Genomic DNA, 13,081 nt, shown 5'->3' with positions numbered 1-13,081 from the left:
CTTAGTCATAGGGCGCTTTAAAAGGCGCTCTTTAGTTTTGAAATAAAGAATTTGTTCGCTTTTTTGATACATTTATGAAACATTCATATGTTATCTTCAGTACGTTCTTTTCTCTTTATAATGCCGTGTGAGATATACTCAGATTTGAAGCCCTAGCCCCCCTAAATCTAGGGCTTCTCTATTCAAATAACATTTTTATTTAAATTTAATAAAACCTCCCTTTATCCAAATAGATTCAAATTTAGCTATTTAGCATATATAATACTTTTAAACAATTTAAATTCTATACATAAACAATGGAGGCTTTAAAATGGGGAGTGTCCAAAATTTAACACCACAACAATCAATCTCAAAAAAACAAATTGACCCTAATAAGAATCAACAAACGAATAAAAAGCTAAAACGTCGTCTGTTATTAGCACTTGCTTTTATGCTACCTATGGTTATTTCCATTCAAATCTACATTTATAAACAAGAAGATATGATTCAAGAAAAACAAATTACACTTAATAAAGAAAAGAAAAAATTGTCTGAATTAGAACTAATAGGACGTTATTTTGAAAACGATGTTAAAACTTTAACAGAGAGCGAAGAAGGTATTTTAAAGTTCGCAAGGAAACTATATGGATTCTCCAGACCTAATGAAACTATATTTCAAATAGCTGAATGACTTTTCAATACATAAGCGATTGTCATTAATCAAGGAGTGAGTTAATGATCATCCCTTTTTATCAAAATTCTATCAAATAACTATTTTATTAAAACATTTCACCTTTTAACTGGACAAGCATATATTATTGTATGGAGTCATCCACTCATAGAAATCTACTTTTCTTGTCCAAGAGCACGCTTATATGCGTGCTCTTTTTGATTGTATATAAAGACTTCACATACATTAGAAATATACATACAATACTCTTTTAACTGCTGTATTTGCTCTGGATCACGTATTGGTTGAACAAAATTCATTATTCATTGCCTCCCTTTTCTTCTGTCCCGTAAACTTCTAATCCAAGTGCAAAAGCAAGTTTATAAAACGCTTTAGACTTCCAGCGTCGATAAGTGCGCTTTGACATCCCTATTTCGTTATAAACCATGTAATTACATACGTCCTCTTCTTCTAAATAACGTTTATAAATAATATCTCTTTGAATGCTTCCTGCACGCCCGTTTTCTAATCGATTTAGAAACTGATCAATACGTACTAAAATTCTTTCAAGCCACTCTTCTCGTTCGTTTTATTGAATATTTGCTATAGCAACATCTTCTAATGATTTTCCAACTGTAAGTGTAGGACCATGCTCACGTATTTCATAAGAAGGAGTGACTTTCATTTCTTTACGTATTGTCCCAAATTGTCTTTGTATACGTACGCTTTCCAACACACCTTCTAATTCTTCTTGTGTCACTGTTCTATCAATTTTTGGTAAGAAAGATAATTGTTTAGTCATGTAAGACCACTCCTTTTTATTTTTAGATTACTTTTGTCTTATCGCTCCGCGTCTTCGTTCATAACAAGGTCTATGCATTCCCATTAACTCTTTAATTTCACGAGTACTTAATTTCTCTTTTGGTTTTGTTTTATTTTTCTTCTTTCCTTGCTTGGATTGCTTTTTCCATTCGCATAATTGGGCTTTTAGTGCCTTCATATTTCCCCATCTCCCTTTTCAAAATAAAAAGGACACCTATTCCTAAAACAACTTTAACTGCTGCTTTAATGAATTGGCGTCCTCTAGTTTTCTAGCCGGACTGTATTCTACTTGCGTTCACTTTCTATTCAAAGGATTATTTTTTTGGGTTTTATTAAATAAACCAGTCTCTTAATACATCTAAGAAACTGAAAAAATTCACACTAGCGGCCCTTTATATGGAATACGTGGCATATTAATGAAATCATACGTCACAATATCTTCTATATTTGCCAGATAGGCATGTAAGCTTTCAATTAACATAAGATTAGGTATACTTTCTTTTTCTTTTATCAAAATAATAGGCTTTTGGAATGCATATGCGTAACCAAGTTCAAAAGCCGTGCCACTATCTACACATCCATTCACAAAATCATGAATTGCCACTACTACATCCGCTCTTCTTAAATATTTTAAATCATTATGAAAAACTACAGTTCTCCACTCCGTAGATCCAAAAGTTAAATGTTCATGTTGATAAAACCTAGCTGAAAAAATATCTGCAACAAAAGGATTGTTACCAAGCGCATTTTCTAGTCTCTTTATCCTGTTAATTTGTTCATCATTAAAAAATGGACCTGCTATAAATACCCTAACTACCCTGGTATTCTTTTTTTTCATACCACCTATACCTCCTTTCGCCCTTATAAACTTTAAATATTCCGTGTATTACAAAGATATTATCGTTTATTTTAAAATTATGAATATCTATCCCTTGAATAATACTCAATATTCTGTCAATAATACAAACACATGATTATCTTTCTCCGATTTCCTTATTTGAGTAGTTAGCTTTTGCTAGCTGCTCTTTTATTTGCGAACACTTTAGACAAGATTTCATACAATATATCCAGTCCTTTCTTATAATTTGAGCTCGTCACTTTCGTTATAAAAATAGGGTTATGTCCTATAACTTTTTTCAGGAATCATCCATATGTTATATCTGAAAAAGTGGCTCTGCTTTATAAAAAGGTGGTTGCGGAAACTACCGCCTTTTTATTTATGACAAAATGAAATTTTTATTCAGTTTCTTCTAATTCATGTATACATGCCATACATAACTCACTAACTTCATCGATCCAATCCGTTTCCTCTAAACAGTTACTGCAGCGTTTCATTCTACTTCATCCTCCAATACCGTGACAGTTATATAATTTCTAGCATTCTTTCGGTTTGCTATTCTCCTTTGATACGCTGGTCTTGTATAAAAACGAACTGTCGCAGGAAGTACGCCCATATAATTAGCGCATTTCTGTATAGTTCCGATACATAACAATGATTCACGTTTATAAACGACGTACTCCTTTAAGTTCATTTCTAAGTCCCCTTTTCTAATAAAATAGCGTTTTTGTTTAGTTTCACTCTAAAAGTAAAATTTTCATTTTTTCATTCAATCAAGTTCATAAAATATTCTTTTCCCCCGATAAAATAATGATTAGGTGTCCCACGCGCATTTTATCCACTGGAAATAATACCTTTCACGTACTTACGTATTAGAAACTTCATTTCTGCTTCTTCTCCACTAGCAATTTTGTTCACTTTTTTGATACATTTATGAAACATTCACATGTTATCTTCAATATGTTCTATTCTTTTTGAAAAACCATGTGAGAATACCAAAATAAGAAGCCCTAGAGCCCTAACTCTAGGGCTTCTTGTTTTCAAATAAGGATTTTGCTAAAAAACTACACATTTATTAAGAACATGCATAAAATATAATGTGGTATTCTTTTTCAATATTAATGTTTATCCGAGAGCGCCTTGAATGGCGCTCTTTAATTTCCAAATAACATTTTTAGATAATTACGAGAGCGGATTTTATTATGTTGTACAAGCACTACTTCACTTTATTAAATAGACTATATAGATATTTAAAAGAAGGGAGCTTTAAATTCATATGGCTGATTACTTTTATAAAGATGGTAAAAAATATTATAAAAACCAATCACATTCCAACAATCAAAAAAATAACTGTTTTATTGAAACTCATACGATAGCTGGTTCTGCAGAAAATGAAAATGGAAATATACCTGTTTCAGTTTTCCTTGAAACCACCGCTCCACAAACTGTATTTGAGGATTTTACAAACAATCATAACAAAACATTAATTCAGTTATTCGTTGTCGGTATGAGTGCACCCGTTCAAGTAACTATTCTAACAAGAAGATCTAGCGTACCAATTACTACTACATTACAACCTGTTCAAACAAAAATATTTCAAGTTGAAGATTTTCAAAGTCTTACTCTTACAAAGCAGGAAGGTTCTACTAGTGTAGTTAGTTTATTTGTTCAAAAAACATTTTGTATATGCTGTAACGATAATAACGATTCATGTGATGAATATTACCAAGAATGTAATTGATAGATTAAATCACCAGAAAAACCCTTTATATAAAGGGTTCTTTTCCTTTTACTCCCCTCATTTTCCCGTTTTTTATTAAAATAACGATTTTATTATGTTTCCTAACTTACAGTAATGTCCTTAAAAAACATTCATATATATTTATCAGATGCACTTTTAAATCCCAGAGTATCAAATACTTTTAAGAGTTGACTGACCAATAATATTCGAATTATCTTTAAAAACTTATTAAAAATAACTTAGATACAAAAAAGCTACGTTTTATATAGGATAAAAAATTATCTTAAGTAAAGGAGCTTGATTATTTGTGAATTATCAAAATGATAACAACTCTAACATTCACAAACCTTGTTCTTGTCCATCTCCCACGGCTAACAGTTTAAATGTTGTTCAAACTACCCCATCAATAGTTTCTGTAAACTCTGCGATTCCACTAGATACTGTGGTAAATTCTAATGGCACGGCAATCTCATTCACACCACCTACAACTGTTTTACTTGAAGGTGGAAGAACCTATTTAGCAATCTATGAAGTGCAAGTTATCATTCAACCAGGAGGTAATTCAGCAGGTATCACTATGTATCTGAATAATAATCCAATCATTGGATCAGGTACTTCTCTAGGATATACAGCCGGATTCACTTCTGTATCAGCCCCCGCAATTTTCACTACACCTCCAGGTATAACAAGTACTCTTACTGTTAATGTAGGACCATATTCTAATACATTAAATACGTTGGGCTTAACTCTTGCTGTTGTAGCATTGACATAATGAAATGTAAAACTCTCTACTATGATTTTCTTTGTCCTTTAACTGTTTTTTGGGCTAGCCTCTAGGAACTCAACATAACTACATATAGAAAAAGAACATTATTTGGTTCGATAGTACTAGGTGACTCGGCTAGCACAATTGCTGAGTCACCTATTTATCTATAACAAAATAAAGCATTTGTTTAATTTATTACTTGTTCTTTTTAATGCATTATTCTATTACAATTCATTTTCATGTTATAATTACCAACAGTACATATTTTAATAGGCACAACAAATCTCATAAATATAGGAGGACCTTAATGATCCTAACTCAAGAAAAGAACATAAAATTAATTATGCATTTTCTTACATTATTATCTTTTTTTATTCTTATTTTCTTTAGTGTCACAATTTTTTATATACCTTTGGTTTTCTATTTTGTATGTAAATCACAAAACATTCGGAAAAATATTCTTGAAGCTGTTTTTTTTCAACTATTCATTTGGATAATTACAGTGATTTGGAATCTTTTCATAATAAGAATCTTAATGCTATTTTGGTCTAATTTAGACTTGGCTTCAAATAACGCTTTGATTATTTTCGGGGTAGCTTCTTTATATCTAATACTGTTTCTCTTGTTAATTTTTGGACCTATAAAAGGAATTTTATATGTGCTACAAGAAAAAGACTTTCATTATCCTATTATTTCTAAATGGATTAACAAATAAAAATACGTGTAGAAGAATTCAGAGTTTCACTGAATTCTTTTTTTATGGATCTTTTAAAATCTTTTACATCTTCCTTCATTCCTTCTTTTTAATAAACTTCAACTTTTATTACAATAACGCTTTTTTAAAATACAATCGTTTTTCTATAAACTTTGTAACCTTCATTTCCTTTCCTATGATTACAATTTCCTACTAGCAACCAAGTATTGGCTATCCCCCCATATGAACACCTCAATTTTATTGGCATATACTTTGAAGGAAAAAACATTTCAATTAAACATATACCTACAAATTCAGTTGCTAATAATTTACCAAAAATTACTTAACATTTAATTTTTTAAAGGAGGTATTTATGAGATATAATCGAAAATCAAATTCGTGTGATAAATTTCAGCAACCCTGCTTTGTTTCTATATCCCCTTGTGATCAAATTAATTGCTGTACACCTGTTTTTTTCTCGAATGCTCAACAACAAGAATTATTGCAAATAATAAATCAATTAAATCAAGCCACCCTTTCTTTTTTCACAACACCAAATCCAACAACTATACAAATACTCCAATCAGCATTACAGGCATTAAATGATTTATTAATAGCAGTACAACCAAATACACCAAATAGAAATTTAGTTATAAGAACTATAAATCAATTAATTAATTCTTTACCTACCGCATCTCTCACTCAAATCTCAGCATTATTCCAATTTCTATTCCAAAGCTTGTCTTCACTTATAAGTTGTTCAAATATATCGGACCCCTTATTACAGCAAACATTCAACTTAATTTTACAAGGAATCTTAAATAGTTCGCTATTAAGTAACATCGGAACACCGGGGCCGACTGGAGCCACTGGACCTAGAGGATTTCCTGGACCTAGAGGCGCTCAGGGTTCTCAAGGTGTGCAAGGAATTCAGGGGCCTGAAGGACCCTGAAGGACCTGAAGGACCTCAAGGTGTGCAAGGGATTCAGGGACCGGAAGGGCCTGAAGGGCCTCAAGGACCTCAAGGTGTAGAAGGAATTCAGGGGCCTGAAGGACCTGAAGGACCTCAAGGTGTACAAGGGATTCAAGGACCACCAGGACCACCAGGACCACCTGGGCCTACTGGTTCAGGGACCGGAATGGGAATTCCTGGACCACCGGGACCTACTGGGCCTCAGGGTATCCAAGGGATTCAAGGACCGGAAGGACCGGAAGGGCCCACTGGACCTCAGGGTGTACAAGGAATTCAAGGGCCGGAAGGACCGGAAGGAGCCACTGGACTTCAGGGTGTGCCAGGAATTCAAGGGCCGGAAGGACCACCAGGAGCCACTGGACCTCAAGGTGTGCAAGGAATCCAAGGGCCGGAAGGACCACCGGGACCTACCGGAGATTGTGATTGTCCACCGGGACCTACTGGACCGACCGGACCTACTGGGCCAACCGGACCTGCATGTAATTTCCTAGTATATGCTACAAATGCAGGACTCATAGATGACCCTACAAATGATACAGTATCTGTAATTAACACCGGAACAAATATAGTAGTTGATACAATTACTGTAGGTAATGCACCACTTGAAGTAACGGTTTCACCAAATGGAGCTCGTGCCTATGTTACTAATATTTTTTCTGATACCGTTTCCGTTATTGATACTGCTACGAATACTGTTATCGCTACCATTCCCGTTGGAACTGATCCAATCGGTGTAGCTGTTTCTCCAGATAACACAACTGTTTATGTTGGAAATCATGGTAATAATACTGTTTCTGTTATTAATGCAGCTACCAATGCAGTTATCACTACCATTCCTGTTGGCCTCGCTCCACAAGGAATCACTGTTTCACCAAATGGGACCTTTGCATATGTTGCAAACGAATTAAGCAACACAATTTCTGTTATTAATACTGCTACCAATGCAGTTATCGCTACCATTCCTGTCGGTATTCGTCCTAGAATAATCGTCTTCACACTAGATGGTACTCGTGCTTATGTCACAAATCAAAACAGCAATACTGTTTCTGTTATTAACACCGCTACCAATGCAGTTATTAATACAATTAACGTAGGTACCGAACCTGTTGGTATAGATATTACACCGGGTGGAAATCTTATTTACGTTGTAAATAAAGTTAGCAATAATGTATCTGTAATAAATGTGGCGACAAATACTGTGATTGATACAATTTCTGTTGGTTTATCCCCTGATCAAGTAACTATCATACCTGATGGCACTCGAGCATATGTTACAAATCAAGCTAGTAATACTGTTTCCGTTATTGATATTGCTACGAATACTGTTATCACTAATATCCCAGTAGGTGTCGCTCCAACCGGAATAGCTACTGGAACTATTTGTGAATAAAATAAAGAAATGAAAGCCACAGATAGTTTTTATTAACATTGATAGTATGTGATATTCTTTCTTTAACTACGTTCAAACAACCAGGATAAACCTCTATATTCTGTTAATATTCTTTTCTGTTTTGTCTTACAGAACCTGCCGAGCCGCTAGCTGTTGTTAGCTGCTCTCTTTCTATAAAATCCAAATCAAATACCAATCAATTTACTGAAATTGATTTTTTTGGAATTACATGATAATATTTACCTATAAAATCATTACCCTTATACAAAGAGCTATGAGCCTTTCCACTCATGGCTCTTTTTTATTACGATTTTCACTTCACATCTACACGATCAACTTTACCGTTTATCCAAACCGCGACTTGCTCACCAAATCCACTCATTGGTGGATTGACTACTGTTACATTTCCGCCCTTCACTATTAAAAGTTTGTTGCTACCAACATCAATTTCTACTTTTTTCAAATATCCATCTCCCTTTTACTACCGCATGTACTCGACAACATCAGTTTTAAAGCCACTTCCCAAATAAACCCTTACTGGAATTACTACACGACCTAGCTCGTCCACTTTTCTTGCAACACCTGTTTTTTCATAGCTTACTCTCCTTTAGTATTTTTATATTTATTTAGAATCTCATCCAAACGTTTCTAATTACGAATGGTTTCTGCTTATCAAGATTTAGATTTAATTAATTGTAATAAATCGGTTGGGGGTTTATACAGAAATGCTTTCAGGGAAATTTTTATAAAGAAATAAAAAATGCAGCAGTGAAAAAAATTAAAACTCATAATTTAAGACATACACACGCAACTATACTATTGAAACAAGGAGTTAACCCTAAAATTATCAGTGAGAGATTAGGTCATACTGACATTTCATTAACTCTTAGTATTTATTCTCATGTTTTATCGAACATACAGGAAGAAGGAGTAAAAAATTTTGGTAAAAGTATCATTGGATAGTTAACGTTTGCAAACTGTTTGTATTTTATAACAAAAAGCCAAACAAATCTTGTATTAACAAGGTTTATTCACTTTAACATATGTTATCATGTATAATACATATGTTAAGTAAATTCAGAATAACGAGGCAAATATTATGGACTTTGTTTATATTAATCAAAACGTATTAAATAATCTTCTATACATTTTATGTAGTATATTTGTTTTTTATTTCATATATGATAGCAGGCATTATTTGAAAAAATACAAAATATTACTGATTACCCTTTGTTCTAGTATCCCGCTTATTTTATGTATGCGATACCCTATCTATATGGATGAAAGTTGTATTCATGATTTAAGACAAATTCCGGTCATAATAGGTACGCTTTATGGTGGATTCCCTGTCGGTATCATATTGTTTACAATTTTATTAATTACAAGATTTATATTTTATGGCTTTAATATGCTGACAGTCGTTGTTTACGGAATAATGTTCATCGTTACAGCACTCGCATCTTCAAAATTTAATACATATAATAGAAAGCTTAAAGTAGCTTTTTCCATGTTTTTAACCTTTTTCCTAGCAATATTTACAACTGTAATTGTATTAACTTTATCAGATTTTGAAGTGAATAATTTGTATATTATTTATTTCATGGTATTACCGACTACTTTAATGTTATTTATTGTTTATATAAATGAAGTTATAAAAGATGCTGTATTAATGCGCTCAAAATTAATTAAAATGGAAAAAATGGAGATTGTTAGCCAACTCGCTGCAAGTATATCGCACGAAGTAAGGAATCCTTTAACGGTTGTAAAAGGATTTACACAGCTTTTAAAAACACCAAATTTAACTCCTGAATCAAGAGACGAATATATTAAACATATACTTGAAGAGTTAAATCGTGCCCAAGAAATTATCGATGATTACTTAACGTTTGCCAAACCTGCTCCAGAAAAATTAGATCAAATTTCAGTAAAGCAAGAGTTAAATCGAGTTATTAATATGATATTGCCATTGTGTAATATGAATACGATACATATTACACAGGATTTTTCTGAGGCAACCATTGTTGGTAATAAACAGCACTTTCAACAATGTTTTTTAAACTTAATAAAAAACAGTATTGAAGCAATGCCTAATGGTGGTACCTTAAATATTTCCTCATCTATCAATAATAGTAAAGTTGAAATACGAATTGAAGATAGCGGAGTTGGAATGTCACAGGAGCAAATACATCGATTCGGTGAACCGTATTTTAGTACAAAAACAAAAGGAACTGGTTTAGGTACGATGGTTGCTGTTAAGATTATTGAGACGATGCATGGAAGTTTAAAAATCCGAAGTATCATTAGTAAAGGAACGACTTTAACGATTACGTTCCCGAAATATAGTAAGAATACGCATTTAAACAAATAAAAAAGGAGCATAGTTGCTCCTTTTTTATTTGTTTCGATACATAAGTATCTTCAATGTTTTTTTAGTTTACATTTGTGAAGACTAATTAAAAATTAGTATCCTCCGCCCCAGCAGCTGCATCCTACAATTATTAATAGAATGAATAACACAACTAATAAAGCGAAACCTCCACCAAAACCACAAGAACCACCGTAACTCATATTTTCTCCTCCTTTTGGTTTGAAAACTAATAGGTAGTTGATCATTTTAACTGGTTCGTATTATACATTATGTGTATATCCCTTTTTTGAGCATGTCTACATAAAAATAAGTAAAAGCACTCGTTTAAAGAGTGCTTTAAAATGGATACCAAAAGTTTTGAAATACGTTTAATTTTAAATATACCGCAACAATAAATATGAAAATACCGGCAAATAAAGCGATGAAATCTTCACGTTTCGCCTTACTTGTATAAAACCATGTACGTTTATCCTTCTTTCCAAATCCTCTTAAATCCATTGCATTTGAAACCGTATCTATTCTTTCTAGAGAATGAATGATTAGTGGCCAGAAAATTAAAACACGGTTCTTCATACGAACCCATAAACTTGCTTCTCCTTTTTCAAAAGCCACTCCTCTCGCTTCTTGCGCGTGTTTAATAATTTTATACTCAGACTGGATGTCAGGAATATAACGTAGTGCAATATTTATTGCATAAGTAATCTTATAATGAATACCAAGTTTACTTAAGTTACTTACAAATTCACTTGGATCTGTCGTGTAAATAAAAAGAAGTGTAAATGGTAACAACGTAAAATACTTTAATGAAAGTGTAGCTGCATAAAATAATGTTTCATATGTAATCGTTACATATCCAATATGTAAAAACGCGTTATATGATTCAGTTAATTCAGATCCATGAGTTGGTGTAATCAATAAAATCATGACAGAGTTTAATAAACTAAATGTAAATATGACACTAAAAACAATTAAAATTTTACGAAATGGAATTTTAGCAATGCTGAGCCCGATACACCCAATAATAAATAATATTAGCAACACCCGAAAATCAAAAAATAAAAAAGTAAGCGTCATACAAAAAATAAATAAAAACAATTTCACTACCCCATCCATACGATGAAAATATGTACTATGCACCTTCCTCCCTCCTATTACTATCTAAATAAAGCTCCATAAATTTTTCTGGACATGCAATCCCACTAAATTTAACAAGCTTGGTTAAAGAACTCTCTCTTAAGTTGGCTCTTTGTAACGTTTCTTGATCGCCTAATACATCAAACACTGTATTATCCGCAATAATTTTCCCTTCATGTAGAACTACTGCACGGTCTGTATATTCTAGCGCGAGATTCATATCGTGAGTGATAAAAACAAATGAAATTCCCTTTTTAGCTAGGTTTTTAATAAAAGACATAAATTGTTTATAGTGATAATAATCTTGTCCCGCTGTTGGTTCATCTAATATGATAAGTTTAGGATTTGTTGTTAATACAGATGCGATTGTTAATCTCTTTTTTTGCCCATAGCTTAGTGCTTGAATTGGCCAATTACGAAATGGATATAAACCACAAATTTTTAAAGTTCCTTCTACTCTATTCTTAATTTCTTCCTTAGAAAAATTATGTAATGTTAATGTAAATGAAACTTCTTCAAAAACAGTAGGCTGTGTAATCATATGATTTGGATTTTGCATCACGTAAGATATGATTTCCCCACGTTTACGAATAGACCAAGAACTAATATCTTCACCTTTTAACAAGATTTTCCCATTTTTCATTTTATTTATGCCTATAAGACTATGAGCTAATGTTGATTTCCCTGCTCCATTATGCCCTAACAGTGCCACAATTTCTCCTTCATATATTGAAAGGTTTACATTTTCTAATACTTTTTGTTTATTAGAGTATGAAAATGATAAATTCTCCACTTTAAGTAATTCCTTGTTTTTAGTATTCCCTTTTAATATGACTTGTTTCTCCATCCACTCTTTTATAATGTTGCTTACCTTTTCTTTTTGAAGGTTTTCCATTGGATATATTACGTCATTATTACTATCAAAATGTAATCTCTTTAATGCTTCGATGTAAATAGGCTCTCTTAAGCCGATACGTGGTAATATATTTGACGCTAAGATTTCTTTTGGTGTTCCTATCGCAATGACTTTACCTTCATCAATTAATATAACTTTGTCTAAATCCAGGTTTAAAATTTCTTCTATTCTATGTTCAATAATAACAATCGTTTTATTATATTGTTCATGTATATCTTTCATAAGTTTTATCGTATGTAAGGCACTTAGTGGATCTAAATTAGCTAACGGTTCATCGAACAATAATATATCCGCATTTGTTGTTAATAAACCCGCTAGAGAAACTGTTTGCTTTTGACCTCCTGATAATTCATGTGGACTTTGTTTATGAAACGTATGCATCTTCACCTTTCTTAATGAGTCCGAAACAATCTTTTTCATGTCATCTTGCTTTACACATTCATTTTCTAAATAAAAAGCTACATCTTCTTCTACTGTCAGACCAATAAATTGAGCATCTTGATCTTGCAAAATTGTTCCTACCTGCTTACTTTGTTCAAAGATACTTCCTTCCCTCGGGTCTTTACCGGCAATTAAAACGTTACCTGTACTAGTCCCTTCGTAAGAAAATGGGATTAGCCCATTTATACAATGAGCTAATGTCGACTTTCCTGAACCACTTCGTCCAGCAATTAGTACTTTTTCCCCAGGGTATATATGAAAGGTAATATCACTTAAAGTAGGCTGCGCAGCATGCCCATATTGAAAGGTGAATTGTTCAAACGAAATAATTGGTTTCATGTTAACATCC

Annotated in this window: 13 protein-coding genes and 3 pseudogenes; 7 read left to right on the top strand and 9 right to left on the bottom strand. The window is 32.7% G+C overall.

Annotated features, from left to right (window positions below; translation table 11 throughout):
- Positions 1 to 310 precede the first annotated feature (310 nt).
- A complete protein-coding gene (locus ATL10_RS08875) occupies positions 311 to 670 on the top strand; it encodes a septum formation initiator family protein (RefSeq protein ID WP_000536042.1) in 360 nt (119 codons plus the stop codon).
- Positions 671 to 825: 155 nt separating this feature from the next.
- Here ATL10_RS08875 and ATL10_RS31195 read toward each other — a convergent pair whose 3' ends face one another.
- From ATL10_RS31195 to ATL10_RS08855, 5 genes and pseudogenes are all read right to left on the bottom strand, one after another.
- A complete protein-coding gene (locus ATL10_RS31195; protein ID WP_181419321.1) occupies positions 826 to 969 on the bottom strand; it encodes a hypothetical protein in 144 nt (47 codons plus the stop codon).
- Positions 969 to 1,451 (bottom strand): annotated as a pseudogene (locus ATL10_RS08870) (ArpU family phage packaging/lysis transcriptional regulator). Before ATL10_RS08870 ends, ATL10_RS31195 begins: the two are co-directional and overlap by 1 nt.
- Before the next feature lie 27 nt (positions 1,452 to 1,478).
- Complete coding sequence (locus ATL10_RS31190) at positions 1,479 to 1,649, bottom strand: hypothetical protein (protein WP_000645522.1); 171 nt, start codon at positions 1,647 to 1,649, stop codon at positions 1,479 to 1,481.
- Between the two features lie 198 nt (positions 1,650 to 1,847).
- Entirely contained in the window at positions 1,848 to 2,309 is a 462-nt protein-coding gene (locus ATL10_RS08860; RefSeq protein WP_025118696.1) for a nucleoside 2-deoxyribosyltransferase, read from the bottom strand.
- A gap of 493 nt (positions 2,310 to 2,802) precedes the next feature.
- Entirely contained in the window at positions 2,803 to 3,003 is a 201-nt protein-coding gene (locus ATL10_RS08855) for a hypothetical protein (RefSeq protein WP_001049408.1), read from the bottom strand.
- Positions 3,004 to 3,585: 582 nt separating this feature from the next.
- Between ATL10_RS08855 and ATL10_RS08850 the strand changes: the two genes are divergently transcribed.
- The 4 genes and pseudogenes from ATL10_RS08850 to ATL10_RS08835 all read left to right on the top strand — a co-directional run bounded on the left by ATL10_RS08850 (position 3,586) and on the right by ATL10_RS08835 (position 7,873).
- Complete coding sequence (locus ATL10_RS08850; protein WP_000796393.1) at positions 3,586 to 4,050, top strand: hypothetical protein; 465 nt, start codon at positions 3,586 to 3,588, stop codon at positions 4,048 to 4,050.
- A 307-nt stretch (positions 4,051 to 4,357) separates the two neighbouring features.
- A complete protein-coding gene (locus tag ATL10_RS08845; protein WP_001109242.1) occupies positions 4,358 to 4,822 on the top strand; it encodes a hypothetical protein in 465 nt (154 codons plus the stop codon).
- Positions 4,823 to 5,123: 301 nt separating this feature from the next.
- Entirely contained in the window at positions 5,124 to 5,531 is a 408-nt protein-coding gene (locus ATL10_RS08840) for a magnetosome magnetite crystal formation protein family (protein WP_065228914.1), read from the top strand.
- A gap of 352 nt (positions 5,532 to 5,883) precedes the next feature.
- Positions 5,884 to 7,873: pseudogene (locus ATL10_RS08835) on the top strand (YVTN family beta-propeller repeat protein).
- A gap of 313 nt (positions 7,874 to 8,186) precedes the next feature.
- On the opposite strand, the gene ATL10_RS08830 reads toward ATL10_RS08835, so the two are convergent.
- Positions 8,187 to 8,336 (bottom strand): DUF3954 domain-containing protein, encoded by a 150-nt coding sequence (locus tag ATL10_RS08830; RefSeq protein ID WP_000754941.1) that lies wholly within the window; start codon positions 8,334 to 8,336, stop codon positions 8,187 to 8,189.
- Positions 8,337 to 8,525: 189 nt separating this feature from the next.
- Here ATL10_RS08830 and ATL10_RS32175 point away from each other — a divergent pair.
- Both ATL10_RS32175 and ATL10_RS08820 read left to right on the top strand, forming a co-directional pair.
- Positions 8,526 to 8,836, top strand: a pseudogene (locus ATL10_RS32175) (tyrosine-type recombinase/integrase); the annotation flags it as partial.
- A 136-nt stretch (positions 8,837 to 8,972) separates the two neighbouring features.
- Positions 8,973 to 10,241 (top strand): sensor histidine kinase, encoded by a 1,269-nt coding sequence (locus ATL10_RS08820; RefSeq protein WP_002094037.1) that lies wholly within the window; start codon positions 8,973 to 8,975, stop codon positions 10,239 to 10,241.
- A gap of 92 nt (positions 10,242 to 10,333) precedes the next feature.
- Here ATL10_RS08820 and ATL10_RS08815 read toward each other — a convergent pair whose 3' ends face one another.
- The 3 genes from ATL10_RS08815 to ATL10_RS08805 all read right to left on the bottom strand — a co-directional run bounded on the left by ATL10_RS08815 (position 10,334) and on the right by ATL10_RS08805 (position 13,071).
- Entirely contained in the window at positions 10,334 to 10,441 is a 108-nt protein-coding gene (locus ATL10_RS08815; RefSeq protein ID WP_000120182.1) for a YjcZ family sporulation protein, read from the bottom strand.
- A gap of 136 nt (positions 10,442 to 10,577) precedes the next feature.
- Entirely contained in the window at positions 10,578 to 11,378 is an 801-nt protein-coding gene (locus tag ATL10_RS08810; protein WP_110496770.1) for an energy-coupling factor transporter transmembrane component T family protein, read from the bottom strand.
- Positions 11,371 to 13,071 (bottom strand): ABC transporter ATP-binding protein, encoded by a 1,701-nt coding sequence (locus tag ATL10_RS08805; RefSeq protein ID WP_142669943.1) that lies wholly within the window; start codon positions 13,069 to 13,071, stop codon positions 11,371 to 11,373. The genes ATL10_RS08810 and ATL10_RS08805 overlap by 8 nt, the downstream gene beginning before the upstream one ends.
- Positions 13,072 to 13,081: the final 10 nt, after the last annotated feature.

The organism is Bacillus sp. 196mf (assembly GCF_003217275.1).
Classification (GTDB): domain Bacteria; phylum Bacillota; class Bacilli; order Bacillales; family Bacillaceae_G; genus Bacillus_A; species Bacillus_A thuringiensis_S.
The sequence above is the reverse complement of the archived record's forward strand: the minus strand, read 5'-3'. Positions and strand labels throughout refer to the sequence as shown.

Excerpts from the sequence above, each read along its gene's own strand:
- ATL10_RS08840 (WP_065228914.1), top strand. The coding sequence starts at position 5,124 with ATGATCCTAACTCAAGAAAAGAACATAAAATTAATTATGCATTTTCTT.
- ATL10_RS08805 (WP_142669943.1), bottom strand. The coding sequence starts at position 13,071 with ATGAAACCAATTATTTCGTTTGAACAATTCACCTTTCAATATGGGCAT.
- ATL10_RS08850 (WP_000796393.1), top strand. The coding sequence starts at position 3,586 with ATGGCTGATTACTTTTATAAAGATGGTAAAAAATATTATAAAAACCAA.
- ATL10_RS08855 (WP_001049408.1), bottom strand. The coding sequence starts at position 3,003 with ATGAACTTAAAGGAGTACGTCGTTTATAAACGTGAATCATTGTTATGT.
- ATL10_RS31195 (WP_181419321.1), bottom strand. The coding sequence starts at position 969 with ATGAATTTTGTTCAACCAATACGTGATCCAGAGCAAATACAGCAGTTA.
- ATL10_RS08860 (WP_025118696.1), bottom strand. The coding sequence starts at position 2,309 with ATGAAAAAAAAGAATACCAGGGTAGTTAGGGTATTTATAGCAGGTCCA.
- ATL10_RS08815 (WP_000120182.1), bottom strand. The coding sequence starts at position 10,441 with ATGAGTTACGGTGGTTCTTGTGGTTTTGGTGGAGGTTTCGCTTTATTA.
- ATL10_RS08875 (WP_000536042.1), top strand. The coding sequence starts at position 311 with ATGGGGAGTGTCCAAAATTTAACACCACAACAATCAATCTCAAAAAAA.
- ATL10_RS08820 (WP_002094037.1), top strand. The coding sequence starts at position 8,973 with ATGGACTTTGTTTATATTAATCAAAACGTATTAAATAATCTTCTATAC.
- ATL10_RS31190 (WP_000645522.1), bottom strand. The coding sequence starts at position 1,649 with ATGAAGGCACTAAAAGCCCAATTATGCGAATGGAAAAAGCAATCCAAG.